General features: G+C 49.5%; 26 protein-coding genes, 2 tRNA genes and 1 pseudogene. 16 read left to right on the top strand and 13 right to left on the bottom strand.

The features are described 5' to 3' along the window. Position 1: 1 nt before the first annotated feature. Positions 2-1,039, bottom strand: a complete 1,038-nt coding sequence (gene bioB / locus BIY29_RS06950) for a biotin synthase BioB (RefSeq protein WP_121574424.1) — start codon at positions 1,037-1,039, stop codon at positions 2-4. Between the two features lie 92 nt (positions 1,040-1,131). On the opposite strand from bioB, the gene bioA reads away from it, so the two are divergent. From bioA to BIY29_RS06925, 5 genes are all read left to right on the top strand, one after another. Continuing rightward, positions 1,132-2,436: an adenosylmethionine--8-amino-7-oxononanoate transaminase gene (gene bioA, locus BIY29_RS06945; protein WP_121574423.1), complete on the top strand. Its 1,305-nt coding sequence runs from the start codon at positions 1,132-1,134 to the stop codon at positions 2,434-2,436. 106 nt (positions 2,437-2,542) lie between these two features. Continuing rightward, positions 2,543-2,950, top strand: coding sequence for a CidA/LrgA family protein (locus BIY29_RS06940; protein ID WP_121574422.1), 408 nt, complete (start codon positions 2,543-2,545; stop codon positions 2,948-2,950). Beyond that, positions 2,950-3,645, top strand: coding sequence for a CidB/LrgB family autolysis modulator (locus BIY29_RS06935; RefSeq protein WP_121574421.1), 696 nt, complete (start codon positions 2,950-2,952; stop codon positions 3,643-3,645). Before BIY29_RS06940 ends, BIY29_RS06935 begins: the two co-directional genes overlap by 1 nt. A 7-nt stretch (positions 3,646-3,652) precedes the next feature. Then, on the top strand, positions 3,653-4,543 hold the full coding sequence (gene cdd / locus BIY29_RS06930; protein WP_121574420.1) for a cytidine deaminase: 891 nt from the start codon (positions 3,653-3,655) through the stop codon (positions 4,541-4,543). A 180-nt stretch (positions 4,544-4,723) separates the two neighbouring features. Further along, the gene (locus tag BIY29_RS06925) at positions 4,724-6,421 is read left to right on the top strand and encodes an NAD-dependent malic enzyme (RefSeq protein WP_121574419.1); all 1,698 of its coding nucleotides are present in this window, start codon (positions 4,724-4,726) and stop codon (positions 6,419-6,421) included. Positions 6,422-6,468: 47 nt separating this feature from the next. On the opposite strand, the gene gsiD is transcribed toward BIY29_RS06925, so the two are convergent. The 4 genes from gsiD to gsiA all read right to left on the bottom strand — a co-directional run bounded on the left by gsiD (position 6,469) and on the right by gsiA (position 11,884). Then, positions 6,469-7,374 carry a glutathione ABC transporter permease GsiD gene (gene gsiD, locus BIY29_RS06920; RefSeq protein WP_121574418.1) on the bottom strand — a complete coding sequence of 302 codons (906 nt, stop codon included), beginning with the start codon at positions 7,372-7,374 and terminating at the stop codon, positions 6,469-6,471. A gap of 9 nt (positions 7,375-7,383) precedes the next feature. Next, on the bottom strand, positions 7,384-8,304 hold the full coding sequence (gene gsiC, locus BIY29_RS06915; protein WP_121574417.1) for a glutathione ABC transporter permease GsiC: 921 nt from the start codon (positions 8,302-8,304) through the stop codon (positions 7,384-7,386). Between the two features lie 105 nt (positions 8,305-8,409). Beyond that, complete coding sequence (gene gsiB / locus BIY29_RS06910; protein WP_121574416.1) at positions 8,410-9,954, bottom strand: glutathione ABC transporter substrate-binding protein GsiB; 1,545 nt, start codon at positions 9,952-9,954, stop codon at positions 8,410-8,412. A 28-nt stretch (positions 9,955-9,982) separates the two neighbouring features. Further along, a complete protein-coding gene (gsiA, locus tag BIY29_RS06905; protein WP_121574415.1) occupies positions 9,983-11,884 on the bottom strand; it encodes a glutathione ABC transporter ATP-binding protein GsiA in 1,902 nt (633 codons plus the stop codon). A gap of 356 nt (positions 11,885-12,240) precedes the next feature. On the opposite strand from gsiA, the gene moeA reads away from it, so the two are divergent. The 4 genes from moeA to BIY29_RS06885 all read left to right on the top strand — a co-directional run bounded on the left by moeA (position 12,241) and on the right by BIY29_RS06885 (position 16,999). Further along, on the top strand, positions 12,241-13,476 hold the full coding sequence (gene moeA, locus BIY29_RS06900) for a molybdopterin molybdotransferase MoeA (protein WP_121574414.1): 1,236 nt from the start codon (positions 12,241-12,243) through the stop codon (positions 13,474-13,476). A gap of 2 nt (positions 13,477-13,478) precedes the next feature. Beyond that, on the top strand, positions 13,479-14,231 hold the full coding sequence (gene moeB, locus BIY29_RS06895) for a molybdopterin-synthase adenylyltransferase MoeB (protein WP_121574413.1): 753 nt from the start codon (positions 13,479-13,481) through the stop codon (positions 14,229-14,231). 295 nt (positions 14,232-14,526) lie between these two features. Further along, positions 14,527-15,126, top strand: a complete 600-nt coding sequence (locus tag BIY29_RS06890) for a nitroreductase family protein (RefSeq protein ID WP_121574412.1) — start codon at positions 14,527-14,529, stop codon at positions 15,124-15,126. Positions 15,127-15,517: 391 nt separating this feature from the next. Beyond that, on the top strand, positions 15,518-16,999 hold the full coding sequence (locus tag BIY29_RS06885; protein WP_121574411.1) for a sensor domain-containing diguanylate cyclase: 1,482 nt from the start codon (positions 15,518-15,520) through the stop codon (positions 16,997-16,999). On the opposite strand, the gene BIY29_RS06880 is transcribed toward BIY29_RS06885, so the two are convergent. The 3 genes from BIY29_RS06880 to BIY29_RS06870 all read right to left on the bottom strand — a co-directional run bounded on the left by BIY29_RS06880 (position 17,000) and on the right by BIY29_RS06870 (position 18,850). Continuing rightward, positions 17,000-17,338 (bottom strand): antibiotic biosynthesis monooxygenase family protein, encoded by a 339-nt coding sequence (locus BIY29_RS06880; RefSeq protein WP_121574410.1) that lies wholly within the window; start codon positions 17,336-17,338, stop codon positions 17,000-17,002. A gap of 52 nt (positions 17,339-17,390) precedes the next feature. Then, positions 17,391-18,302, bottom strand: coding sequence for an AEC family transporter (locus BIY29_RS06875; protein ID WP_121574409.1), 912 nt, complete (start codon positions 18,300-18,302; stop codon positions 17,391-17,393). A 380-nt stretch (positions 18,303-18,682) separates the two neighbouring features. Further along, positions 18,683-18,850, bottom strand: a complete 168-nt coding sequence (locus tag BIY29_RS06870; RefSeq protein WP_121574408.1) for a YqaE/Pmp3 family membrane protein — start codon at positions 18,848-18,850, stop codon at positions 18,683-18,685. Between the two features lie 254 nt (positions 18,851-19,104). Here BIY29_RS06870 and BIY29_RS06865 point away from each other — a divergent pair, with 254 nt between their 5' ends. Next, positions 19,105-19,560 carry a cupin domain-containing protein gene (locus BIY29_RS06865; RefSeq protein WP_121574407.1) on the top strand — a complete coding sequence of 152 codons (456 nt, stop codon included), beginning with the start codon at positions 19,105-19,107 and terminating at the stop codon, positions 19,558-19,560. A 219-nt stretch (positions 19,561-19,779) separates the two neighbouring features. On the opposite strand, the gene BIY29_RS06860 is transcribed toward BIY29_RS06865, so the two are convergent. Next, positions 19,780-19,869 (bottom strand) — tRNA-Ser (locus BIY29_RS06860). Between the two features lie 94 nt (positions 19,870-19,963). On the opposite strand from BIY29_RS06860, the gene mtfA reads away from it, so the two are divergent. Continuing rightward, positions 19,964-20,761 carry a DgsA anti-repressor MtfA gene (mtfA, locus tag BIY29_RS06855; RefSeq protein WP_121574406.1) on the top strand — a complete coding sequence of 266 codons (798 nt, stop codon included), beginning with the start codon at positions 19,964-19,966 and terminating at the stop codon, positions 20,759-20,761. A 109-nt stretch (positions 20,762-20,870) separates the two neighbouring features. Further along, positions 20,871-20,946: transfer RNA gene (locus tag BIY29_RS06850), tRNA-Asn, on the top strand. A 170-nt stretch (positions 20,947-21,116) separates the two neighbouring features. On the opposite strand, the gene BIY29_RS20185 is transcribed toward BIY29_RS06850, so the two are convergent. After that, a complete protein-coding gene (locus tag BIY29_RS20185; RefSeq protein ID WP_170158893.1) occupies positions 21,117-21,293 on the bottom strand; it encodes a hypothetical protein in 177 nt (58 codons plus the stop codon). Here BIY29_RS20185 and BIY29_RS20545 point away from each other — a divergent pair. Both BIY29_RS20545 and BIY29_RS06835 read left to right on the top strand, forming a co-directional pair. Further along, positions 21,229-21,414 (top strand): annotated as a pseudogene (locus BIY29_RS20545) (conjugal transfer protein); the annotation flags it as partial. The gene BIY29_RS20185 and the pseudogene BIY29_RS20545 sit on opposite strands and share 65 nt — an antisense overlap. Further along, positions 21,347-21,571, top strand: a complete 225-nt coding sequence (locus BIY29_RS06835; RefSeq protein ID WP_170158892.1) for a hypothetical protein — start codon at positions 21,347-21,349, stop codon at positions 21,569-21,571. The pseudogene BIY29_RS20545 and the gene BIY29_RS06835, both read left to right, overlap by 68 nt. A gap of 430 nt (positions 21,572-22,001) precedes the next feature. Here the strand turns inward: BIY29_RS06835 and BIY29_RS20180 are convergent, their stop codons facing one another. After that, the gene (locus tag BIY29_RS20180; RefSeq protein ID WP_170158895.1) at positions 22,002-22,232 is read right to left on the bottom strand and encodes a hypothetical protein; all 231 of its coding nucleotides are present in this window, start codon (positions 22,230-22,232) and stop codon (positions 22,002-22,004) included. A gap of 466 nt (positions 22,233-22,698) precedes the next feature. Between BIY29_RS20180 and BIY29_RS06825 the strand changes: the two genes are divergently transcribed. Further along, on the top strand, positions 22,699-24,174 hold the full coding sequence (locus BIY29_RS06825; RefSeq protein WP_121574403.1) for a B12-binding domain-containing radical SAM protein: 1,476 nt from the start codon (positions 22,699-22,701) through the stop codon (positions 24,172-24,174). A 76-nt stretch (positions 24,175-24,250) separates the two neighbouring features. Then, positions 24,251-24,874 carry a LysE family translocator gene (locus BIY29_RS06820; RefSeq protein WP_170158894.1) on the top strand — a complete coding sequence of 208 codons (624 nt, stop codon included), beginning with the start codon at positions 24,251-24,253 and terminating at the stop codon, positions 24,872-24,874. Positions 24,875-25,010: 136 nt separating this feature from the next. Here BIY29_RS06820 and BIY29_RS06815 read toward each other — a convergent pair whose 3' ends face one another. Further along, positions 25,011-25,205 (bottom strand): hypothetical protein, encoded by a 195-nt coding sequence (locus BIY29_RS06815; RefSeq protein WP_121574401.1) that lies wholly within the window; start codon positions 25,203-25,205, stop codon positions 25,011-25,013. A 485-nt stretch (positions 25,206-25,690) separates the two neighbouring features. Then, the coding region (locus BIY29_RS06810; RefSeq protein ID WP_147437146.1) for an IS3 family transposase at positions 25,691-26,047 on the bottom strand (357 nt) is incomplete at its 5' end.

Here is a 26,047-nt window from a genome sequence, read left to right as displayed (position 1 = left end):
CTTATACCGCAGCATTGTAAAACTGCTCTGTGTCGGCATGGGTTAACTGCTGCGTCAACCGCTGCTGCTGTTGGTTGTCGCCGTATTCGACCTCGGTCTGTTGCGGGTTCAGCCCCAGCTTGCGGAACAGCGCCAGATCTTTATCTTCTTTAGGGTTCGGCGTGGTCAGTAGCTTGCAGCCATAGAATAGGGAATTAGCGCCCGCCATAAAGCACATCGCTTGCGTCTGTTCGCTCATCTGCTCGCGCCCGGCGGATAACCGCACATAGGAGGACGGCATCATGATACGAGCGACGGCGATAGTGCGGATAAAATCAAACGGATCGACATCCTCGTTATCCGCCAGCGGTGTGCCTTTTACCTTGACCAGCATATTGATCGGCACACTTTCCGGCGGCGTGGGCAGGTTGGCCAGTTGCACCAGCAGGCCCGCCCGGTCCCGCACCGTTTCTCCCAGTCCGATAATACCGCCCGAACAGACCTTGATACCGGCGCCGCGCACCTTATCCAGCGTATCCAGCCGTTCCTGATAGCTGCGGGTGGTAATAATGCTGCCGTAAAACTCCGGGGAGGTATCCAGGTTATGGTTATAAAAATCCAGACCGGCTGAGGCCAGACGCTGCGCCTGATCGCCATTTAACGTACCCAGCGTCATACAGGTTTCCATGCCCAGTGCTTTTACGCCCTGCACCATCTGCTCCAGATACGGCATATCGCGTTCATGCGGATTCTTCCAGGCGGCGCCCATGCAGAAACGGGTCGATCCCGCCGCTTTCGCCTGACGGGCAGATTCCAGCACCTGCTCCACCTGCATCAGCCGTTCGGTTTCAATTCCCGTGCGGTAGCGGGAACTTTGCGGGCAGTATTTACAATCTTCAGGGCAGGCGCCGGTTTTGATCGACAGCAGCGTACTGACCTGCACCTGGCGGGGATCAAAATGCTGGCGATGAACCTGCTGCGCTTCAAACATTAGTTCCAGAAAAGGCCTGTCAAATAGGTTTTGCGCTTGCTCAAGCGTCCAGTAACGGCGGTCAGCCATATCGGCATCTCCAAAATAAAAACACTTCGCCAGTTTAAATTAACCCTTTATACTGTCAACCAACTCGATGCTATTTTAGTTTACGTAAGATGATGACGCCTGCAGACCTCGCCTTTGATCAACGCCATATCTGGCATCCTTACACATCAATCACCCGGCCGCTGCCTTGTTATCCCGTGGTGTCGGCTGAGGGTGTCGAGCTTCAGCTTAATGACGGACGCCGCCTGATCGACGGCATGTCTTCCTGGTGGGCGGCAATCCACGGCTATAACCACCCGGCCATCAATCAGGCGTTACAACAGCAGATTGCCCAGATGTCGCATGTGATGTTTGGCGGTATTACGCATCCGCAGGCGGTGTCGCTCTGTCGTCGACTGGTGAATATCACGCCTGACGCATTGGAGTGCGTTTTCCTGGCGGATTCCGGCTCGGTCGCCGTCGAGGTCGCACTGAAAATGGCGCTGCAATACTGGCAGGCACGCGGCCAGCAGCGACAGCGTTTTCTGACGCTGCGCCACGGCTACCACGGCGATACCTTCGGGGCGATGTCGGTGTGCGATCCGCAAAACTCGATGCATAGCCTGTATCAGGGCTATTTGCCCAATCATCTGTTTGCTGACGCTCCGCAGTGCCGCTTTGATGACCAATGGCGGGAGGACGATATCGCTCCGCTGTGCGCTCAATTGACCGAGCACGCCGATCAACTGGCGGCGGTGGTACTGGAGCCTATCGTGCAGGGCGCGGGGGGGATGCGCTTTTACCATCCCCGCTATCTGCAACGGGTGCGCGAACTGTGCAGCCAGTACGGTATCCTGCTGATTGCCGATGAGATCGCCACCGGATTTGGCCGCACCGGCAAGCTATTTGCCTGTGAGCACGCGGGCATCACGCCGGACATCATGTGCCTGGGCAAAGCGCTGACCGGCGGTTATCTTACGCTGTCGGCCACGCTCACCACCCGACCGGTTGCCGAAACCATTAGCAACGGTGCGGCAGGCTGCTTTATGCACGGGCCGACCTTTATGGGCAACCCGCTGGCCTGTGCGGCGGCCAACGCCAGTCTGGCGCTGCTGGCGGAGAACCGCTGGCCGCAGCAAGTGTCAGCCATCGAACAACAGCTACGTCAGGCGCTGATGCCCTTAGCCGATGCGCCTGAAGTGGCGGACGTCCGGGTACTGGGCGCGATTGGCGTGGTGGAGACGCGCCACCCGGTCGACACGGCGCGGCTGCAACGCTTTTTCGTTGATCGTGGCGTCTGGATCAGGCCGTTTGGCAAACTCATTTATCTTATGCCGCCGTTTATCATTCAGCCAGAACCCTTGCGACAGCTTACCGATGCGGTCGGTAGCGCAGTATCAGAGCGTGGTTTGTTTAACCACAAAACAGGCCATTGCTGATCTGACTGGCTGCATCCCGATGAACGGGACTCGGAAAACCTGTGAGCTGTGGCACACTAATTCCATTAGCGTTATGATAAGTCCCTCAGTTAATCAGGAACTTCTCATGCGTAATACGATCACGCTTTGCTGGCAGTATTTACGCGCTTTCGCATTGATTTACCTTTGTCTGCTGGCAGGCAATGCGATATCCGCGTTACTCCCCCTTGTTATTCCGGGCAGCATCATCGGTATGCTGATACTGTTCTCTCTTCTCGCTTCGCAAATCCTGCCGGCAGGCTGGGTGAAACCGGGTTGCCATGTGTTTATCCGCCATATGGCGCTGTTGTTTGTGCCGATAGGGGTAGGCGTCATGAGCTATTACGACCTGATCAGCCAACAGTTTGGCCCGATTGTCGTGTCCTGTCTGATCAGTACCTTCATTGTGATGATCGTCGTCGGTTTCAGCACCCAGCTTATGCAGCGTGAACACGCCATCGCCGCTGATAACGAGCTAACCCGGGACAAAGATTAATGTTTGCCTATTTGTGGTGGTCATTGCCGCTCACCCTGTTGGTCTTTTTTGCTGCCCGTAAGCTGGCGGTACTGACAAAAATACCCTTGCTAAATCCGCTACTGGTTTCGATGGCGATTATTATTCCCTTACTGTTGCTGCTGAACATCCCTTATGAGCACTACTTTAAGGGAAGCGAGGTGCTGAACAATCTGCTTCAGCCCGCCGTGGTCGCGCTGGCCTTTCCGTTGTATGAGCAGCTTCACCAAATCCGGGCGCGGTGGAAATCCATCATCAGCGTCTGTTTTATTGGCAGCCTTGCCGCCATTATTTCCGGTACGGTGGTCGCATTATGGATGGGCGCATCACCTGAAATCGCCGCCTCCGTACTACCTAAATCCGTCACCACGCCGATTGCGATGGCGGTTGCCAGTTCTATCGGCGGTATTCCCGCCATCAGCGCGGTGTGCGTCATTTTTGTTGGCATCGTAGGGGCGGTGGCGGGGCATAGCCTGTTCGACCGCATTGGTATTAAAACCAAAGCCGCACGCGGCTTATCAATGGGAACCGCATCACACGCATTAGGCACGGCGCGCTGTGCTGAAGTTGATTTTCAGGAAGGGGCATTCAGCTCACTGGCATTGGTGATCTGCGGGATAATAACTTCACTGACCGCTCCGTTTATTTTTCCCGTACTGCTCGGCCTTTTTGGATAAAACCGCTATGCATCCACGATTTGATAACGCATTTCAACAACTGCCAATCCATTTGCAGTCGGCACTTGAGCCTATTCTCAGCAGGCAGGATTTTGCGGCCATGCTGACCGCTGATGAAGTGAAAATTTTGGGCAATGCCAGCCAGCAGGATGCCCATACGCTGGCTTTTACGTTGTTACCGCTGGCCGCTGCCTGTGCGCAAGCGCCGATCTCTCATTTTCAAGTGGGCGCCATTGCGCAGGGAGTGAGTGGCAATTTTTATTTCGGCGCCAATATGGAGTTTACCGACGTTCCATTTCAGCAAACGATACATGCGGAACAAAGCGCGATCACCCACGCCTGGTTACGCAATGAACCAGAGTTGAGCGCCATTACGGTAAACTATACGCCATGCGGTCACTGTCGGCAGTTTATGAATGAGCTTAACGTAGCCGCGTCCCTGAGTATTCGGTTGCCAGGCCGCCAGCCCGCTCTGCTTGGACATTACCTGCCCGACGCATTTGGCCCCGTCGATCTGAATATCAGCACGCTGTTAATGGATGAGATAAACCACGCTTATACGCTGTCGGGTAAAGATTCACTCGCCCTTGCCGCACTGGATGCAGCCAACCGCAGCCACGCCCCCTACAGCCAGGCGATAAGCGGCGTTGCGCTGGAAACGGTTAACGGGAATATCTATACCGGACGTTACGCTGAAAATGCAGCGTTCAACCCCAGCCTTCCCCCCTTGCAGGTTGCGCTTAATCTGCTAAATCTGGCGGGCGAAAAGCATACGGCGATACGAAGGGCTACCGTTGTCGAACGTCGCAACGCCACTATTCGCCAGTGGGAAATGTCCAGGCTCCTATTGACCGAACTGGGTTGTAAAGATGTTGTATTAGATTTTCTGGACGGCTAGCCGACTTTGTATAAAAATGTTGAAACGATACAGCTTTTTTTACGCTTGTATGCAAGCTATCTGTAACTATTTTAATTAACATTTTCTGTACATATTTCGCGGGTAATTTAAGATCCGCACCACAGCATCTTACTGTTATCACCCGAATTCGTTTCTGTTACCCAAAGAGTAAAAAAAGTCATGGAATTAGAATACGAAAGTAAACGTCCCCTCTACATCCCTTACGCTGGTCCAATACTTCTTGAATTTCCCTTGTTGAATAAAGGTAGTGCTTTTACAGAAGAAGAACGCACTGACTTTAACCTGCATGGTTTATTACCGGAAGCCGTCGAAACCATTGAAGAACAGGCCGAACGAGCCTGGCGTCAATACCAGGAGTTTAAAAACGACATTGATAAGCACGTATACCTGCGTAATATTCAGGATACCAATGAAACCCTTTTCTATCGTTTGCTGGATGCGCACCTCAGCGAGATGATGCCTATCATCTATACGCCGACCGTTGGCGAAGCCTGCGAACACTTTTCCGATATTTACCGCCGGGCGCGCGGCCTGTTTATTGCCTACCCTAACCGCGCACATATCGACGATATGCTGCAAAACGCCACGAAACAGAATGTAAAAGTTATCGTCGTTACCGATGGCGAACGTATTCTGGGCCTGGGCGATCAGGGGATCGGCGGCATGGGAATCCCCATCGGTAAACTGTCGCTGTATACCGCCTGTGGTGGTATCAGCCCGGCGTATACCCTGCCCGTCGTTCTGGATGTCGGCACCAACAACCCGCAGCGACTGAACGATCCGCTGTATATGGGCTGGCGCCACCCGCGTATTACCGATGACGAATATTACGAATTTGTCGACGAATTCATTCAGGCTGTCAAACGCCGCTGGCCGAACGTGCTGTTGCAATTTGAAGATTTCGCACAGAAAAACGCCACCCCGCTGCTGAACCGCTACCGTGATGAAATCTGTAGCTTCAACGACGACATTCAGGGAACCGCGGCGGTTACGCTGGGCAGCCTGATTGCCGCCAGCCGCGCAGCGGGCAGTCAACTGCGCGACCAGACGGTGGTCTTCCTCGGCGCTGGCTCCGCCGGCTGCGGTATCGCGGAACAAATCATCGCCCAGATGAAATCTGAAGGTTTGAGCGAAGATGAAGCCCGCGCCCAGGTATTTATGGTTGATCGCTTCGGCTTACTGACCGACAAATTGCCGAACCTGCTCGACTTCCAAAGTAAGCTGGTGCAAAAAAGCGAACTGCTGGTTGACTGGCAGATCGCCAGCGACGCCATTTCCTTGCTGGAAGTGGTGCGCAATGCCAAACCGACCATCATGATCGGGGTATCCGGCCAGCCCGGTCTGTTCACTGAAGAAATCATCCGTGAGATGCACAAGCACTGTGCCCGTCCCATCGTGATGCCGCTGTCTAACCCGACGTCCCGCGTGGAAGCTCGCCCGGAAGACATCATTCGCTGGACGGAAGGCGCCGCGCTGGTTGCCACCGGCAGCCCGTTTGCACCGGTCAGCTATCAGGATAAGGTTTACCCTATTGCCCAGTGCAATAACTCCTTTATCTTCCCAGGTATTGGTTTAGGCGTGCTGGCATCAGGCGCCAACCGGATCACTGACGGTATGCTGATGGCCGCCAGCCGGGCACTGGCAGACTGCTCACCGCTGGCAAACGATGGCGAAGGCGCGTTACTGCCGGATATCGATGATATTCAGGACGTGTCAAAGCGCATTGCACTGGAAGTCGCTAAAGCAGCGCAGTTGCAAGGCGTGGCGATGGTCACCTCCGGCGAGGTGCTGACAAAAGCCATCGCAGACAACTTCTGGCAACCGCAGTACCGCAGCTACAAACGCACCTCGTTCTGATCTTATATTTAGACTAAAAAGCGCGGCTAATGCCGCGCTTTTTGCGTTCAGCCTCTCAGTTTCGGATCCAGCGCATCACGCAGGCCATCCCCCAACAGATTAAATGCCAGTACCGTCAGGAAAATCGCCAGACTCGGAAAAATCGCCACATGCGGCGCGATCACCATATCGGAACGGGCCTCATTGAGCATGGCGCCCCACTCCGGCGTGGGCGGCTGTGCCCCCAGCCCCAGAAATGACAGGCTGGCCGCCGTAATGATCGACATACCGATACGCATGGAGAAATACACTACGATAGAGGACACCGTACCAGGAAGAATATGCCGGAAGACGATGGTCCAGTCAGACGCGCCGATACTGCGGGCCGATTCAATATAAGTCTGCTGTTTCAGCACCAGCGTATTACCCCTGACCAAACGGGCAAACGCCGGAATACTGAAAATAGCCACCGCCACGATCACATTCGCCATACCACTGCCCATGATGGCCACCACCGCAATCGCCAGCAAGATGCCGGGGAATGCAAATAACACATCACAGACACGCATGATTATCCGATCCCACCAGCCTTCATAATAACCCGCCAGCAGCCCGAGAGAGGTGCCGATCAGCATCCCTACCAGCACGGAGAAAATGCCTGCGGCCAGTGAAATCCTCGCGCCCAGTAAGATACGGCTGAAAATATCCCGCCCCAGAGAATCCACCCCAAGCCAGTGCGTCAGTGACGGCCCTTCATTTAATCGCTCATAGTCAAAGTACGTTTCCGCATCATAGGGAATCAAATAAGGCGCCAGCAGGGCAATAATAATCAGCAGCGCCACAAACACGCCAGCCAGTAGCGCCACCTGTTGACGGCGGAAACGTCGCCAGAACTCACTCCACGGCGTACGAATTTGATGCGCCTTAATTACCGGCAGAGTCGACAGCACGGCTTTACGTCGCCAGTTTCTCATTCCCTGTCCTTATTTATAACGAATGGATGGGTTAATCGCGGCATACAGCATATCGACCAACAGGTTGATCAGAATAAATTCCACAGAAAACAACAAGACTTCCGCCTGAATCACCGGATAGTCGCGCATTTCAACGGAATCCACTAATAGCCGTCCCAATCCCGGCCAGTTAAACACTTTCTCGACCACAATCGAGCCGCCAAGCAGAAAGCCAAACTGCAATCCCATCATGGTGACGACGGGGATCAGCGCATTACGTAAACCATGTTTCACTACTACCACGGATTCCCGCACACCTTTAGCCCGTGCGGTACGCATGTAATCTTCCTGCATCACTTCGACAAAAGAGGCGCGGGTAAAACGGGCCATCACGGCGGCGACCGCCGCGCCCAGCGTAATGGAGGGCAAAATATAGTGGCGCCAACTGTCTGCGCCGACGGTGGGTAACCAGCCCAGTTCGACGGAAAAGACCTGCATCAGCAACATACCGAGGGCAAACGCCGGAAAGGAAATGCCGGATACCGCCAGCGTCATACCAATTCTGTCGGGCCAGCCATTGCGCCACACGGCAGAGACCACGCCTATCACCATACCGAAAATAACCGCCCAAACCATGCTACTGACGGTCAGCCAGAAGGTGGGCATAAAGCGGGTGCCAATTTCTTGCGTTACCGGCCTTTTGGAAACCATTGAGGTTCCCAGATCCCCTTGCAGAACATGGGTGAAAAAGTGCCAAAATTGCTGCGGCAACGGTTTGTCCAACCCCAAATCCTGGCGTACCAGTTCTATCACCGTGGCGTCCGCTTCCCGTCCGGCGGCTAAACGCGCCGGATCGCCCGGTAACAGGTGAACAAACAGGAATACCAGAACCATCACAATCAATAAGGTGGGAATCAATCCCAATAACCGTTTAATAAAATAATTCAGCATGAATAAGTTTCCACATACATGTGATTCGTTCTCCGTTAAGTGGAATTTTGCTGAAAATACGGGGCGGCCTAAAACCTCACCGCCCCGTGCTTACTGCCGTCTGGCTTATTCTTTCAGATCCGCATCATCAAAACTAAAGGCGGTATCCGGCATTACGTAAAACCCGGTCAGCTTCTTGCTGTTGGCCGAAACCAGGCGTTCTGTCGCCAGGAACACCCACGGGGCGTCAGCCCAGATTTTGTCCTGCGCGTCTTTGTACAGTTGCTGTTTTTCCGCCCGGTCGGTGGTCTTTAATGCATCCGCCAGATCGGCATCAACCTGTGGATTGCTGTAAAAAGCGGTGTTAAACAACGCTGGTGGCCAGGAAGACGTGGCAAACAGCGGCGACAGCGCCCAATCAGCTTCCCCGGTTGAAGCCGACCAACCGGTATAGAACATCCGAACCCCGGTCTCTTTCACGCCTTTCCCTTCTACTTCCGCAGCGCGCTGACCGGCATCCATAGCCGTGACCTGCACTTTGATGCCAACCTGCGCCAGTTGTTGCTGGGTGAACTGCAACACTTTCTGCGCCGTGCTGTGGTTATGCGAGGACCAGAGCGTGGTGGTAAAGCCATTTGGATAACCGGCTTCTTTCAGCAATTCACGGGCTTTTGCCGGATCGTAAGGCCACGGCTGGTACTTCACCGCATAATCGATGCTTGGCGGCAACGGCCCCTCAGCCGGGGAGGCATAGCCGGAAAAGGCGACTTTAATCAATGCGTCTTTGTTAATGGCGTAATTAATCGCCTGCCGTACCTTGAGGTTATCAAATGGCTTTTGAGTCACATTGAGGCTGATATAGCGATGCAGGATAGACGGTGAGGCAGCCAGCGCCAGTTGGTCGTTTTTCTCCAGCACTTTGGCCTGTTCAAAGGGGATCGGATACGCAAAGTGTGCTTCGCCGGTTTGCAGAAGCGCCGCACGCGTATTGTTATCCACCACCGGGCGCCAGGTAATGCTATCCAGTTTGGGCAGACCCGATTTCCAGTAGCCGGCAAACTTCTCAACCTTGACATAATCGGTCTGATTCCAGGTAACAAAGCGATACGGCCCGGTGCCCACCGGATGGAAACCAATCTCTTTACCGTATTGTTTTAATGCAGCAGGCGAGATCATCACCGCCGCCGGGTGCGCCAGATTATTGATAAACGCGGAGAACGGTGTTTTCAACGTGATTTTTACCGTCTGTCCATCGACCACTTCCGTTTTATCGATCATTTTGAACAGGTTATAACGCTTCAGGCGGTTTTCAGGATTGCTGGCGCGATCCAGATTCACTTTAACCGCTTCGGCATTAAACACCGTACCATCATGAAACTTCACCCCCGGATGCAGCTTCACGGTATAAACCAGACCGTCCGGGCTTGTTTCATAGCTTTCCGCCAGCACATTGACCAGCTTCAAATCCTTGTCGAAGCCAAACAGCCCCTGGTAGAACGACTTGGCAACGGTTTGGGATAACGAGTCATTGGCATCGTAAGGGTCGAGCGTGGTGAAATTGGATGCTACAGCGATAACCGCATCTTTGGCAGCCCAGACAGGCGCGGTTGCCATCGCCGCAGCGACACCCGCAGCGAGTAGCCAGTTACGCTTTAAAGTGAAAACATTCATTGTGTTACGTTCTCCTTGTGATTCACTGTCAATAAGCGCCGGCAATCGGGTGGTGAGCGACAAAGTGCCGCTCGCCAACCTGCACTAAAGGCGCGGTGGTAGGCTCATCACCAACTGCCCGAATCGGACTCGGTATTTCATCAACCAGTAAAACCTGCTCACGATGGCGGCGTGATGGATCGGCAACCGGCACGGCCGCCATCAGCTTGCGGGTGTAGGGATGCTGAGGATGTTCAAACACCGCGCTGCGCGGGCCAATTTCCACAATCTGCCCCATATACATCACCGCTACCCGATGACTGATCCGCTCCACCACCGCCATATCATGTGAAATAAACAAAAAAGCGATACCAAATTCGCGTTGCAAATCAAGCATTAAATTGATGATTTGCGCCTGAATGGACACATCCAGGGCGGAAACGGCTTCATCCGCAATCACCACTTTGGGATTCAGCGCCAGCGCTCTGGCGATGCAAATACGCTGACGCTGCCCGCCGGAAAATTCATGCGGATAACGCCGGGCATGTTCAGGCTCCAGCCCAACGCGGGCCAGCAACCACGCCACCCGATCCTCCGCTTTTTGACGGCTTTCCACTCCGTGAACCAATAAAGGCTCCATAATGGAAAATCCAACCGTCAGGCGGGGATCCAATGATGCATAGGGATCCTGAAAAATAAACTGAATATCCCGACGCAAATGCTGTAATGCCGGGCCAGCCAGCCGATCAATCTGTTGTCCGTTGAAGGTAATCGTCCCGCTCTGGCTTGCCACCAGCCTCAGTAACGATCGCCCGGTGGTTGACTTGCCACAGCCCGACTCCCCCACCAGCGACAGCGTTTCCCCTGGGTATAACTCAAAACTGACCTTTTCTACGGCATGAACCTGACGCGTTATTCTGTTCAGAATGCCGCTGCGTATAGGGAATCGCGTCACCAGATCTTTCACCTGCAAAATCGGCGCCGCATTGGCCGGAATAGTGTTCTGCGGCACACTGTCGGCGGGCGATTGTGCTGCCTGATTCAGCAACGGAAATTTTACCGGCAATGCCTGTCCCCGCATTGAACCCAACGTCGGCACCGCCGCCAGTAGCGCTTGCGTATAGCGATGCTGCGGCGCCTTGAAGATTTCGGTTGCGGTTGCCGTCTCAACGTTTTCACCGTGATACATCACCAGCACTCTGTCGGCAACCTCGGCCACCACCCCCATATCGTGGGTAATGAAGATCACCGCCATATTCATTTCCCGCTGTAATACCCGGATAAGTTGCAGGATTTGCGCCTGAATGGTGACGTCTAATGCCGTTGTAGGCTCATCAGCAATCAACAGCGACGGTTTACAGGAAAGCGCCATCGCAATCATTACCCGCTGACGCATACCGCCAGAGAGTTGATGGGGATAACGATCCAGCACATTTCGGGCTTCAGGTATCCTTACCAAATCAAGCATATGCAAGGCTTCCCGACGTGCGGCACGGTGATCCATCCCCTGATGCAGACGAATGGACTCGGCAATCTGCTCACCAATCGCAAATACCGGATTCAGCGATGTCATCGGCTCCTGAAAAATCATGGACAGATCGGCGCCACGCAATTTACGCATCAGTGACTGACCGACCGTGCTTAAATCCAACACCTGACCGTTACGCCGACGAAACAGCATATCACCCTGATGAATAACACCACCGGCCTGCTCGATAAGGCGCATCAAAGCCAGTGACGTCACCGACTTTCCAGACCCGGATTCCCCGACAATCGCCAACGTTTCCCCCCGGTCCACCGAAAAGGTTAAACCACGCACCGCATCAGTCCGCTGACTTTGCTGTTCAAAATAAACGCTGAGATCCCGTACCGCCAGTACCCGTTCATCCGGCAGAGAAAGCCCCGGTTCAGGGGTGAAAAGCGGCGTATGACGATGCCGTGTTTGTGTCATTAACTGTGAATCTCCATGTAAAACGGGATGCTGGCATATCTTTCAGAACATATGACAACTTTTTGACTATATTTAGCGAAAAGTAGGATGTAAAGCAGAAACTGAAACGTTGCTTTGAGAGAAATTCTTTTTATAACATTAAGTTAATTATCATAAACAAACAGTATAAACAACGCGTCCGGCAAACGTTCTCCAATCCGCACGTTTACAACATCATGACCAGAAATGCGGTATTCCCTGACTCACTGACATTCTCCCCTCATATGATCTCTGCCATAATATTGGCATACGATGCGTGTTTTTGCCTGCCAGCAGACAGACAGACAGACAGGGGACGAATTAATCATGGAGTACAGATGAAAGGCATTAACTCAGGCTTATTGACTCTCGAACAAGCGCGGGAAAACATGTTTTCCCAGCTTGGCTCGATACCGCAAACAGAAACCGTTTCACTGTATGAGGCGACGGGCCGCATTACCGCCAGTGCCATTACCTCCCCGATAAGCGTTCCGCCTTTTGCCAACTCCGCTATGGATGGTTACGCCATCCGCACTGCGGATTTATCAGCCGCAACGCCGCTCCCGATAGCAGGCAAGGCCCTCGCCGGAGTGCCTTTCGAAAGCGAATGGCCAACCGGAAGCTGCATCCGTATTATGACCGGCGCCCCGATCCCCGCCGGGGCCGATGCCGTTGTTATGCAGGAGCATACCGAGGTGAGTGAAGCGGGCGTTCGCCTCACTCATGACGTCAAGCCGGGGCAGAATATTCGCCTGCCAGGGGAAGATATCCGCGAAGGCGCTTGCGTGCTGCCAGCCGGTAGCAAACTTAGCGTAGCGGAACTCCCTTTGCTGGCTTCGCTGGGGATCGCACGGGTTAAGGTGTTCCGCCGTCTGAAAATCGCCATTTTTTCAACCGGGGATGAACTTCAGCCCATCGGCCAACCGCTACAAAGCGGGCAGATATACGACACCAACCGCTTTGCCGTGCGTTTGATGCTGGAACAGCTTGGCTGTGAGATCAATGATTTGGGGATCGTCCGTGATGATCCGGCTGCGTTACGTGACGCGTTTCATCAGGCTGACATCAGCGCAGATCTGGTTATCAGCAGTGGCGGCGTTTCCGTTGGCGAAGCGGATTACACTAAACAGATGCTGGAGGAACTGGGCGATATCCATTTCTGGAAGCTGGCCATCAAGCCCGGTAAACCCTTCGCCTTTGGCAAACTACAACATGCCTGGTTCTGCGGCCTGCCGGGAAATCCGGTTTCCGCAGTGTTAACCTTTTATCAACTGGTTCAGCCGCTGTTGGCCCGTTTATCGGGGCATACACAATGGCATCTACCCGAGCGTATCCGGGTGAAGACCACCAGCGCGCTGAAAAAATCACCGGGACGAACCGATTTCCAGCGCGGTATTTTCAGCCGTAACGCACTAGGCGAACTGGAGGTCAGAACGACTGGTCATCAGGGTTCGCATGTATTCAGCTCCTTTAGCCTGGCTAACTGCTTTATCGTGCTGGAGGCTGAACGTGGTCATATCGCTGCCGGTGAATGGGTCGACATCGAACCGTTTAATGCACTGCTGGGGAATTAACCATGTTACCTGAACTCAGCAACGAAGAGACGCTGCGTTATAATCGCCAGATTGTGCTGCGCGGCTTTGATTTTGACGGACAGGAAAAATTGAAAGCCGCCCGCATACTGGTCGTCGGGCTTGGCGGGCTGGGTTGCGCCGCTGCGCAATATCTGGCGGCAGCGGGTGTTGGGCATCTGACACTACTCGACTTTGACACGGTGTCGCTCTCCAATCTACAGCGCCAGATATTACATCGCGACGCCCGCATCGGGATGGCGAAAGTCGCATCTGCGCGGATCGCACTGACAGAAATCAATCCGCATCTGTCACTCGATACGGTCAACGCCAGTCTGGATGATGAGGCATTATGCACGCTGGTGGAAAACCACGATGCAGTGCTCGACTGCACCGATAACCTCACTATCCGCGATCGGCTGAATCGCATTGGCTTTCATTTGAAAAAGCCGCTGATTTCCGGCGCCGCTATTCGTATGGAAGGTCAGGTCAGCGTATTCACCTACCAACCCGATGAGCCTTGCTATCACTGCCTCAGCCGCCTGTTTGGCGAAAACACGCTCACCTGTGTGGAAGCCGGCGTGATGGCGCCGCTGGTTGGTATAATAGGCAGTTTGCAGGCAATGGAAGCCATCAAGTTACTGACCGGTTACGGTAAGGTCTTTACAGGGCGTCTGTTGATTTTCGATGCCCTGACGATGCAATTCCGCGAAATAACACTGCCGAAGAACCCTGTCTGTACGGTCTGCGGCGGCTGATACCGCCCCCCGGCACTGCCGCGAAGGGCAAACCGGCGGCTGCGCCGTTATAATAAATTCATTTATCATTAGTAAATATAAGTAGATATACCCTAAATAATTCGAGTTGCAGGAAGGCGGCGACGCAACGAATCCCTGGGAGCTTACACCTGTAAGTGACCGGGGTGAGTGAGGAAAGCCAACGCACATGCAGCTTGAAGTATGACGGGTATAAATCAATGCACTATTGTATTGAATGCGGCATACATCAGTGCCACAGTATTGAAATAAGCAATCATGCAAAGAGGAACAAATCATGAGTAATGTTTTTCTGCAATCCATCAAGAACCGTCGTTCTATCTATGCCATCGGCAAAACATTGCCGATCTCGGAAGATCAGGTTGCGTCACTCGTTACCGAAGCTGTTAAGCACAGCCCCTCCGCCTTTAATTCCCAAAGTTCCCGTGTCGTCATTCTCTTTGATGAACAGCATGAAAAACTCTGGGATATTGTTAAGCAGCAGTTGAAAAAAATTGTTCCCGAAGATGCTTTTACAGCAACGGAGAAAAAACTTGCCTCCTTTGCGGCTGGCGCAGGGACGGTGCTGTTCTTTGAAGACACCAACGTGATTGAGGAATTACAGCAGAAATTTGCTCTGTATGCGGATAATTTCCCTGTATGGTCGGAACACTCTACCGGGATAGCCCAGTTTGCCGTGTGGTCTGCATTGGCACAGGAAAAAATTGGCGCGTCATTGCAGCATTACAATCCGCTGATTGATGATGATGTAAAAAAACAGTGGGAATTGCCGACAGGCTGGAAATTACGCGCCCAGTTGCCTTTTGGTTCTATTGAACAGCCTGCGGGGGAAAAAACCTACATTCCTGACGAAGAACGTTTTCGTATTTTTAAATAACCGATATCTTACTCTAGCGGTAATATTCAGGTTAGTCCGCTGGCTGACCTGAAATTTTCATGCTCCATCAATCCGTGTATGATTAAAAGTAACGTTAGGCGCCCCTGCTTATCTTTTCGTTATTCCGTTGTCATTATCAACCCAACTTAATTACCACTGCTAACGCTAATGGGTATCCTCGTTTCATCATGCATTCGTCCATTACTTTTAAATTTACCCCACAACGTCTACATCAAATAGTCAACGGCCATATGGGCTTTTTATTGATGTTTCCCTGTCTGCCTGCTTAACTTCAATGAGGGAATTTATTGGCAGTCATGGTGTTGAATGATGATTCTTGATCTGCCCGCCGTTAGTTGATCACACTGGGAGCACTGTCTTGCGGATCGATATGATAACAAATCCACGCTGGCTAAATAAAACGCAGGCCATTGTAATATTCGCAGTTATGCTGCTCACCGCGTTTCTGATTATTAGCTGGACCAGCTATATTGTTGCAAAACAATCGTTGGAAGCAGAAATAAAAGAAAATACCTTACCTTTGACCAGCGATAATGTTTACTCTGAGATTCAAAACGATCTTCTGAAACCCATCTTCATCTCATCGCTGATGGCACACAACACTTTTGCGCGTGACTGGGTACTCAATAATGAAAACGACTCACAGGCCATGATTCGCTATCTGAGTGAGATTGACCGCCGTTTCAACACCTTGTTTCCTTTTTTTGCCTCGGATAAAACCAAATACTATTACGATCCGCAAAGCATTCAGACCACCCTCTCCAAACAATCACCGACTGATCAATGGTACGCGGAAATCAAAGCGCTGTCGGATGATATGCCTTATACCATCAACATCAATGTCAATCCTGAAGACCATAGCCATATGGATATCTTCATTAACCACAAAGTCATAGACTATGAAGGTAATTTTATTGGCGTAACCGGCATCGGTATTCCGGTAGAACGGGTCAGACACCTCATTGAAAAATATGAACAGCGTTATAACCGTACCATTTACTTTGTTGATAAAACCGGCAATGTGACATTGCACGGCACAACGTACAAACGAAAGCTGAAAATTCAACAACAACCCGGCCTGTCCACACTCGCCACCTCGATTCTGACAGTGCCCGGCGGCGCGTATGAATACGAACTCCAGGGGAAACATATATTTCTTAATACCCGCTTGCTGCCGGAATTTGGCTGGTATCTGATGGTCGAACAGAGCAACCACCCAAGTGAAAAACGGCTGTTTACCACGCTGATGAAAAACCTGGGGGTCAGCCTTGCCGTCAGTACGCTGTTTTTATTCCTGCTGTGGGTGACTATTGGCGGCTACCAACGCCGCCTGGAACAAATGGCCACTACCGATAAACTGACCGGGGTGATGAACCGTCAGGCTTTCGAATACGCATTCAAGCGCATCCGCGCCAGGCAATATTCACAGCAGAATCCCTTGTCCCTTCTGATTATCGATATTGATCATTTCAAACTGGTCAACGACCATTACGGTCATGGTGTAGGTGATTTGGTTCTGCAACAAATCGCCACACTTTTGCAAGAGACAATCCGTCGTAACGATAGATTATGCCGTTGGGGAGGCGAAGAATTTGTGATCTTGCTGGATGACTGCAATATCGACAACGCCATACAACGCGCTGATGCGTTGCGCCAATGCATTGAAATGACGGAAGTACGTTACCAAAATGAGCTTATCCATATCACCATCAGTTGTGGCGTTGCCGAATGCAAAGAGGATGAAACGCTGGAAACGCTGATTAACCGTGCCGATATCGCATTGTATCAGGCCAAACAACAAGGTCGTAACCGGGTGGTTAAAGCACCGAACCAGGATACTGGCAAACATTGATTATCCGTTTCTTTTGCCATAGGCGTATTTCACTTCGGAAATACGCAGTTCATAATGTTTGTACCAGTCCGAAATACCGAACTCCTGAGCGATGCGATGCTCTGAATGGTTTTTCCACTGTTTGATCGCCTCCAGAGACGCCCAGTAAGAGACAGTTATCCCGAATCCTTGCGTGTCGCGGGCGCTTTCAGCGCCAAGGTATCCGGGCTGCTGCATGGCTAATTCGACCATTCTGTTCGACATCTCGTTATACCCACCATCGCCTTGTGTACGTTGTGATGAAAAAATAACCGCAAAATACGGAGGCTTGGGCAGTCGGGCGAAATGGGTATCAAGCATTGAAACTCCTTAAAAACGTTATTAACTGATGACTATTTCATTATGGCAATTCTTATGGCTGCATCAATGTCAACAACGTCGTCATGATAGTGATACTGATGATGACCGATAATGAATTGGCAAAACTGGAGACCGATGCAAACGCCCCACTGAATTTTGAGGTAAATAAAGGCGCCAGTGACGATAGCGGCGAAAAAACCACGACCGCAAGCACCTGACGGATTTCCAGCGGCAACGGCGTAAAATAATAAAATAAAATGGCAAATAAGGCGGCAACGCTGTAGCGAAGAAACAGCACTTTGACGACATTCGCTAATGCCGCCCGGTTAATATTGATTTCCAGCATCATGCCAATAATCAGCATGGCAAGAAACGGGTTGGCATTGCCAATGGTGGCGGTAATCAAGGTTATCTGGCTGGGAAGGTGCAGGCCACACAGCGCCGCGATCAACAGCAGCATATAAACATCAAACGGGACGGAGGAAAATAGCCGCTTAAAGGTGCTTTTCAGACCGGCGCTGCGGCCTGTGGCATTCGAGGCCGCAACGTAGCTGCCGCCGGTACAAATAACGGAGTTCCCGGCATCAAACAGGCAGGTAGCGACAATACCCACCGGCCCAAGAAAACTCTGGACATAAGGCAAGGTAAAACAACCGATGTTATAGCCAGGCGAATTGATCATATAAAAGGCTTTCATCTCATCCGGGCCTTTCCGGGCAATCCAATACCCTGCCCCCATCAGTAAAAGATTACACCCCAACCCCAGTGCAACCAGGATCAGCAATGAATTATCAACCTTAAAGCTGGCAAACCCGGTGATTACTGCCGCTGGCAACGTAATATTCATCATAATCTTTGATAGAGCAAGACTATCGGAACGTTGTAATACGCCATGCTGTTTCAACAGATATCCGATAATAATGACAAAAACAAACGAGAAGGCTTTGATAAGCACATCGACCATCTTGATTCCCCGAATACGACAAAAATCACTGCTACATCCACATTTTTAATTAATAGAATGGCAAGGTGCGGATACCTGTACATACTGTACGGTTATAATGTTTAACATATGAAAAAGCAAAACTCTGATCGCCACCAACGATAAGGACAAAAATCAATGATGAAACAGGCGGTTTTAAGGTGTTTGCAATACTGATTTATGATGGCGGTAATATGTGATCAGGATAACATTTATGCTCGTATATTGAACAGAGTCAAACGCGTTATCTCTGGTAGAAATACAGAAGAAAGCGGATGACGCCATCCGCTTGTGGTAATACTGCGATCCACGCTGCCGTTTATCATTCAGCGTGGTGGTGTTCTTCAAATCGTCGTTTTCACTCAGATGCCGTCAGTTTTCGTCTGAACCCAGAACGCATGAATCAAACCTGGGAAATACCCCAGCAAGGTCAGTACAATATTGAGGATAAACGCCCAACCTATCCCTTTCCCCAGCAACACGCCCAGCGGCGGCAGAAGAATAGTAAATACGATTCGCCAAAATCCCATATCAGCCTCCCTAACGTGATGATTAGTTATCAAATTAGTACAGATGGCGTAATCTGACAAATTTACCTTTAGGTAAACACTCAAATTTAGCCTTCAGACAGCGCCGATTGATGCAAGTGGAGCAAACATTTGGCGCATCAGCAAGCGGTTGACGTAATGTATCCACGGCATAAAACGCGTTTCAGGTGTTGTAGAAAACACCGAAATTTAGTCATTAGTTGTTAAATAACAACATATTACATGGGTTTGTGTTAATGAAAAAAGCAAAATTACTTCTCTTGGCGATTGCCAGTTTATCCATCTCAATGGCAGGATATTGTGAACCATTGAAAGCAACAAAAAACGATGACTCTCGAATACCTGCAATTAAGCTAATCAATACCCCAGGCAACCACTCTGCTTTTTTAAAAGGAAGTATTCCGGCGTTAGAAAAGCTCCCTGCACAAAAATTCTGGCTCAACAACTCCACTGAAGATTGGGAGAAGAGCATTCATCCTGCGCCAAGAAAACAGTATGTCATCACATTAAGAGGAACACTGAAATTCAAAGTAAGCGATGGCTCTACATTCATCATTTCCCCAGGAACCGTGCTTCTTGCGGAAGATACCCTAGGCGACGGGCATAGCTGGGAAATGATAGAAGGAAATGAGTGGGTGAGAGCATATATCCCTATCATAGATAACAACGATTACTTTATTCCTGAAAAATAACTATGAATTTCCTGAAAGCCCTGACCGTAGGGCTTTCTTATTATGATTGCGCCGCAATCAAAAAAACTGGCGATTACTGAGGCCCAGAAACGAAAAATCCCGCACGACGCTGGACTTATTTTTCATCAATGAGGATAAATTGCGCTATAAATCTCGTATAGGAGATATACCAAGTGTGATAAGTATCGCGGAAGTTATATAACGCAACTGATTGAATAGTGGCGGAGAGAGAGGGATTTGAACCCTCGGAAGGGTTACCCCTTCAACAGTTTTCGAGACTGTCCCGTTCAGCCGCTCCGGCACCTCTCCGTTTAAACGGTTGATATGATGCCCACTTTTGCGGCATTTTAACAGCATTAGCTCTCGCCTTTAAATTCAAGTGATGACTTAGCGAGCAACAGCAATGATTAAGTGGCCGTGGAAAACAAATGAGCGTCGGGCGGAAACGCTTGATCGCTGGCAGCCTGCGATGTCTATCCCCCTTCTCGCCCCTTTAAGCGACGCGGAACGGCAGCGCCTGATTAATGTAGCGGGTCAATTCCTGAAGCTAAAACGCCTTATTCCGTTACAGGGACTGGTGTTAACTGAAATCATGCAACAACGCATTGCGCTATTATTTTCTTTGCCGGTGCTGGAACTGGGTATCGAGTGTCTGGACGGCTTCCACGAAGTGCTGATCTATCCGGGTCCTTTCATTGTGGATGAGGAATGGCAGGACGATATCGGGCTGGTGCATACCGGTAAAATTGTCCAGTCAGGACAAAGCTGGGACCAAGGGCCCATTATCCTTAACTGGCAAGAAGTACAAGATTCATTCGATCTGTCCGGGTTTAATCTTGTGATTCATGAAGTCGCCCACAAGCTGGATACTCGCAGCGGCGGCATCGCTACCGGCGTTCCACCTATTGCCCTGCGCGATATCGCCATGTGGGAGCAGCATTTACATGCCGCGATGGAGGCGCTACAGGAGGAAATTGATTTAGTGGGCCAGGAAGCCGCCAGCATGGATCCTTATGCCGCCCACGACCCAGCCGAATGCTTTGCTGTACTTTCCGAGTATTTCTTCAGTGCACCAGAATTATTGACTGAACGATTTCCTGTGTTGTACCAGTGCTTTAAAGGATTCTATCGTCAGGACCCGTTGACCCGTCTCAAAACCTGGCAAAACAGTACGAACTATCGTGCGCCTGCTATTTATTAACCCGTGACAAATAAAGAATTGTACACAGCCTAAACAGTCAAACGATAACCCCGATTTTGCCGTTGACAGTACAGCAGGCGCCAGATATGATGCGCCCCGTTCACACGATTCCTCTGTAGTTCAGTCGGTAGAACGGCGGACTGTTAATCCGTATGTCACTGGTTCGAGTCCAGTCAGAGGAGCCAGATTTTAGTTTCATGACGTTCCTATAAGTCCTGAAGCGTTTAAAAAACAAGAAGTTATCTTTACCCGGTTATCCTGAGAAGGACTACCGGGTTTCTTGATATCCATAGTTTTTGGGGGCTTAATCGGGGGCCTCACGGTTCGTTGAGAAAATGGAGCCCCCGCTATGGCATTAACCGATACCGCTATCCGCAAGATCAAACCCTCCGATAAATCCTTCAAAGGACATCAATAAATAACTTATCGAATTACGCAACCCTCGTTTGAATATGAAGGTGACCGAAATGAAAAAAGCAATATCCTCCGCATTATTGCTCTGCATTATGGCGTCATATTCAACCTCCGTCATGGCCGCTGACGCCTGTGAAGTAGTGTTATGCATGTACGGTAACGGCGGCGGCAATGAATGCCATTCGGCCGAACGTGCATTCTTTAACATCGTCAAAAAGAACAAGCACGGTTTTCTGCCGGTTATTGCAGTTGCTGCAAACGCTGAACGCCACCGACAGAATAACGCTGACAGAGGAAGCTAACCGGCGAGGATTTACGCTGGATGAAACCAGCATTAAAGAAAGTCGTCAGTGTTATTCCGACATCATCAGGGAAATCCGCGAGAGCCAATATTAACCCCTGCTATTATTTTATTCTCAGCTCTCAAACGACAGCGGAATATTTCAGCCGAGTCCGGCTTAAGGCGTGGCGGTTTTCAGGTTTTTACGGCCCAGCACATTTTTCGCGAATTAAGGAGCGAAGAAATGGGGCCGTAAAAATGAGGCGGCGGACAGAACTAATTTCGCGGGTTAAGGAGCGAAAATAGTTCAGGCACCGCGCCTCACCGGCAAACAGCCGCGCCCACGCGGATTTAGCCAGCCGGGGGGAGCCGAATAAATTTCGCCGCCCCAGCGAGCGAAAAGCTGTCGCCCACGACAGCGGTTTATTTGGGGGGCATCGCCCCGCACACCGTCGCGGCTAAGTCTCCGGCCAAAAGCCGGTAGCGTGGCGCGACGGTGTGCCGCCTTTGACCCTGGGGGTTTTGACGCAGCGTTCAGCGGAGTCATTACCCCCATGTGACAGGCAGTGAGGGCGTCCAGCCCGAGCGTAATGGCACATACTGTTGCCCGCCATTCGGGCGTTTCAGATACCAGACGACCACGGGTCGGCGGGTATCTGAAATCGCGGATAACGAGCATGCACGCGGGATGCGGGCAACCGGTTCATGGGCGTCATCCGTGGGCGTCGCCGATGGAAGCAGGGTCTGACGTCCATCAGTGACGCCCATAGTAAGCATGAAAATGACTGCTCATGGCGTGTCAGTTTTTCATGACAAAAATCAGTGATGGGATCTCATCAAGTATCGTTATATATACACTGTTATGGAGCTCTGTTCAGAATAGTTACCATAAAGAAAAATATATTGTCCTTTACCTGCCCGTCCATTATCTCAGGTGAATACTGCGCATGATTACAATAATATTTCAGTCGGGAAACCAATAAAGCATAAACTATAATGAGATTTTTTCATTATGTTTTATATGGTATTATTGGATTTGCTAAGTATTGCTGACAGATATTACTGCAAATAAACGTTTTACATTATCACTATCCATATACAGAAAAAACTCACAGTCATCCATTTAACCATTTTGTTGTTTTATATCAAAAAGTCATTTCATATACCAGCACTGCTGGATAGTGGGAGTATTCTATAAACATTGTAAGATTTATTACTAAGGTAAAAGAAAGGTCTTAACACAATGATTATTTATTTAGTTAATGCTCCGAATGATCCAACAATGTCAAAAATTGCAAATGAGCAGTGCTTCCCTGCTCTCAATATGTTAGTTCTTGGGACATGGTTAAAAAAAAGGATTCCTGAATTTGAAGTCATATGTAGTGATGGTGGGATCGTAGGAGAGGAAGAAATCTTATCAGACATAAAACGGCTTAAGCCGTGGTTTGTTGGGATTAGTGTTCTTGCACCAACTTATGCTCCAGCCCTTCGTATTGCTTCAGAGGCAAAAAAAATTGGTGCATATACAACTTTCGGAAATGACCAAGCCTCTCAGTTATCATATAAAATACTGCAATATCGAAAAGAAGTTGATTTTGTGTTAGGTGCAGAATATGGAGAATACCCGTTAGAAAAACTAATACGAAAACTTGCATATGATGACTGTAATTTTTCTGATATACCGTCCTTGACATGGCGAAATGCAAATGGTGATATTACAGGTTTCAATTATGATACGGACAAACATAAACTTGGCATACTTAACCATGAATTACTCGGTGACCGGGACAGAGATAATGCTTTAGATATTTTTCCTGCAACAAACCGCCTGCTATATTCTGAGGGCATCTGGTCAACAGCTTTAAATAATTATAAAAAGTCATTCGGACATTTGCATCATGGTGCATTACCATCTGGTATAACCACAATGAATCGGGTGAGAGGATGTAGTCGTGCCAATGAGAAAATAAAATGTAAGCATTGTGATATGCTGCTGGACATTTCATTTTCCAGTCCACACCGGTTTTGGGAAGAAGTGAAATTAGCAAATCAGCAAATACATGCTGAATTATTTTATGAAGTCTGCGATAGTCTTACAAGCTTTGCCTCTTATATGAGAAAACTGGTTAATTTCAGACCTTACGACCTTGGTTTTGATCCTTACTTTTTCATTTATGGTCAGGCCCTTGATATCGTCAGAAATGAAGAACTGGTGAGTACACTTAAAAAACTCAACGTTTTTAAGATGAATATTGGTCTTGAATCAGGATCTAATCATACGTTAAAAATGATGAAAGGTAAGCGAGATTCTGTTGATGTAAATTATGCAGCGCTGCGAAAACTCAAAAAAACAGGTATCTATGTCTATGGCTCATTCGTTCTTGGGACTGAGTTTGAGACGGAATCAACGTTAAGGGAAACTATTGAGTGGATTAAAAAAATAATACAAGAAGGAATAATCAGTGATATAGAAATACAACCCATATTACCTACTCCACAAAACTATTATGGGAAAAGAATGATTTCTGATGGATTAAAGTTTTCAGAAAATGACTGGCCGTTTAATGTTGATGAAATATCCAGAGAATATATTGAAAAATATTGCCCCGTTGATTATGACACTATAATTGATGCAGCCAAAGAGGTCAGGCATGAAGCCAGCCATTATAAACTTAATTTTGGTAGCGCAGTTTCAGGACAAGAGAAATACATGAAATAATTTCAGTTGCGCCATTTTACATCGGGCGGTATGTTATAAGAATGTCTGTTTAAGGCAAAGATAAAAGGTGACAATTGTGACTATAGAGTACTGGTTTGCTTTTCTTTCTGCTGTATTGCTGATAAATATTACACCGGGTCCTGATCTTTTGTTCATTTTATCAAAATCCAGTCGTTCCGGAAGATTGTCTGCTTTTTGGGGGGCGGTCGGTCTATGGACTGCGGCGCTGACACACGTCAGTGCTGTTGCAATTGGACTCTCTGCCATTATTTTCGCCTCCCAGACAATGTTCACACTTATCAAATATACAGGTGCTGCATATTTGATATGGCTCGGTATAAAATTATTTTTTAGTTCACAGGCTTTATTGATCCCTGCGCAAATCAAAGAGGGACGCTTAAAAAGTTTTGCCAGTGGTTTTTTAGTTAATATTTCAAATCCTAAAGCAGCCCTCTTTTTTATGGCCTTTTTACCTATGTTTGTACAGAGTGATGATGCACATCCGCAGATCCAGATGTTCATTCTTGGCATATTAGTTGTACTTGTTAAAGTACTGATAGAATTACTGTTAATATTCTGTTCAAGTTATATTTCTGGATTTTTCGCAAGACACCAAAACTCAGGTAAGATAGTGAGCAGAGTTTCTTCTCTTTTTTTTATCGGTTTTGGTTTGCAACTTATCATTTTAAGAAGACCTTAGGCCATAATTAAAAACAGTGACTCTGGAAATTTCTTTTAACAGAAGAAAACTCTCTGGAACTTTCTTCTGTTAAAATTCCTTTTTTAGACTGTAGTGTCTGCATTGAACCCTGATTTTTTCGTCACCTGCTACACTACTACAATGCCAGTGTAGATATACCGTTTGCGGGTCGTGCGGGCTCTTTGCCGCCCGCACCCGCAGTCTGCGGATATTCCGGGTATCTGATACCCGGAATATCCGCAGGAAAATTAATATCTCCTGAAATATCACTCATTCTGTCGGCCCCGGTATAGGCTAAAGCCGCATTCCCTTGCGGCACATTATTTTTCACTCAGACCTTATCCATCAGATAACGGTGCGCTTTAGACGGTAGCTGTCAACGAAGTTGATAGCTACCGATCCCGCCAAAACAACTATCCACTTTTAGAGATCTTCCGACATGCTAATTATGTCCCCTGAGGAGATTAGTCATGTCTATTGATAGACAGAACAACAGTCAAGAATATGACAAATATCGCATTTTTAATCAGCAAAAGCATTTGGGGCTTTATTGAGGGCCTCACTTTAGATATTGAAATTAAAATATTTTAGATTCAATAAGATAGGCAAGACATCGCATCCAGTCAGAGGAGCCAGATTCTTGTTTTCATGCCGCTTTGCGAATCCCTATGTAATTCAGATTCAACAGGTTAGCGTGAAAAGTCTTCCCGATGCATTTTCAGTTTACCCTCCGCATCGGGAAAAAATGGTGGTCAGATTTGGGGTCAAGTTGGTTCGATGACGGAGTGATCTTTCCCCGAAATTATGCCCACCTAATTACGCTGCCATTTCATAATGCACCGGCGTTTGATAACCCAATGTTGAGTGCCTGCGACGGCGATTGTAAAACACCTCAATATAATCAAACAGAGCGTTCATTTCCTGCTCTCTGCTGCTAAACGCTTTACCTTGCATCAGCTCCGTTTTCAGCGTGTGATAGAAGTTTTCCATGACCGCATTGTCGCAACAGCAACCTTTTCCGCTCATTGAGCAGACTAACTCATTGTTTTTCAATATCTCACGATACCGATGGCTGGCATACTGGCTCCCTCTGTCCGAATGCACGATGACCTTCCCCGTCGGTCTGCGCTGTTTTATTGCCATCTCTAACGCGTCAATCACCAACTGCTTTTT

Origin of the sequence: Brenneria alni, from assembly GCF_003666245.1 — a bacterium.
GTDB lineage: Bacteria > Pseudomonadota > Gammaproteobacteria > Enterobacterales > Enterobacteriaceae > Brenneria > Brenneria alni.
The sequence above is the reverse complement of the archived record's forward strand: the minus strand, read 5'-3'. Positions and strand labels throughout refer to the sequence as shown.

Coding starts and splice junctions, on each gene's coding strand:
- BIY29_RS06925 (WP_121574419.1), top strand. CDS start 4,724: ATGGAATTAGAATACGAAAGTAAACGTCCCCTCTACATCCCTTACGCT.
- gsiA (WP_121574415.1), bottom strand. CDS start 11,884: ATGACACAAACACGGCATCGTCATACGCCGCTTTTCACCCCTGAACCG.
- BIY29_RS06940 (WP_121574422.1), top strand. CDS start 2,543: ATGCGTAATACGATCACGCTTTGCTGGCAGTATTTACGCGCTTTCGCA.
- bioA (WP_121574423.1), top strand. CDS start 1,132: ATGACGCCTGCAGACCTCGCCTTTGATCAACGCCATATCTGGCATCCT.
- BIY29_RS20180 (WP_170158895.1), bottom strand. CDS start 22,232: ATGCTTACTATGGGCGTCACTGATGGACGTCAGACCCTGCTTCCATCG.
- moeA (WP_121574414.1), top strand. CDS start 12,241: ATGAAAGGCATTAACTCAGGCTTATTGACTCTCGAACAAGCGCGGGAA.
- gsiC (WP_121574417.1), bottom strand. CDS start 8,304: ATGCTGAATTATTTTATTAAACGGTTATTGGGATTGATTCCCACCTTA.
- BIY29_RS06865 (WP_121574407.1), top strand. CDS start 19,105: ATGAAAAAAGCAAAATTACTTCTCTTGGCGATTGCCAGTTTATCCATC.
- BIY29_RS06875 (WP_121574409.1), bottom strand. CDS start 18,302: ATGGTCGATGTGCTTATCAAAGCCTTCTCGTTTGTTTTTGTCATTATT.
- BIY29_RS06885 (WP_121574411.1), top strand. CDS start 15,518: ATGATAACAAATCCACGCTGGCTAAATAAAACGCAGGCCATTGTAATA.
- BIY29_RS06880 (WP_121574410.1), bottom strand. CDS start 17,338: ATGCTTGATACCCATTTCGCCCGACTGCCCAAGCCTCCGTATTTTGCG.
- BIY29_RS20185 (WP_170158893.1), bottom strand. CDS start 21,293: ATGACGGAGGTTGAATATGACGCCATAATGCAGAGCAATAATGCGGAG.
- moeB (WP_121574413.1), top strand. CDS start 13,479: ATGTTACCTGAACTCAGCAACGAAGAGACGCTGCGTTATAATCGCCAG.
- bioB (WP_121574424.1), bottom strand. CDS start 1,039: ATGGCTGACCGCCGTTACTGGACGCTTGAGCAAGCGCAAAACCTATTT.
- mtfA (WP_121574406.1), top strand. CDS start 19,964: ATGATTAAGTGGCCGTGGAAAACAAATGAGCGTCGGGCGGAAACGCTT.
- cdd (WP_121574420.1), top strand. CDS start 3,653: ATGCATCCACGATTTGATAACGCATTTCAACAACTGCCAATCCATTTG.
- gsiD (WP_121574418.1), bottom strand. CDS start 7,374: ATGAGAAACTGGCGACGTAAAGCCGTGCTGTCGACTCTGCCGGTAATT.
- BIY29_RS06825 (WP_121574403.1), top strand. CDS start 22,699: ATGATTATTTATTTAGTTAATGCTCCGAATGATCCAACAATGTCAAAA.
- gsiB (WP_121574416.1), bottom strand. CDS start 9,954: ATGAATGTTTTCACTTTAAAGCGTAACTGGCTACTCGCTGCGGGTGTC.
- BIY29_RS06835 (WP_170158892.1), top strand. CDS start 21,347: ATGAATGCCATTCGGCCGAACGTGCATTCTTTAACATCGTCAAAAAGA.
- BIY29_RS06890 (WP_121574412.1), top strand. CDS start 14,527: ATGAGTAATGTTTTTCTGCAATCCATCAAGAACCGTCGTTCTATCTAT.
- BIY29_RS06870 (WP_121574408.1), bottom strand. CDS start 18,850: ATGGGATTTTGGCGAATCGTATTTACTATTCTTCTGCCGCCGCTGGGC.
- BIY29_RS06935 (WP_121574421.1), top strand. CDS start 2,950: ATGTTTGCCTATTTGTGGTGGTCATTGCCGCTCACCCTGTTGGTCTTT.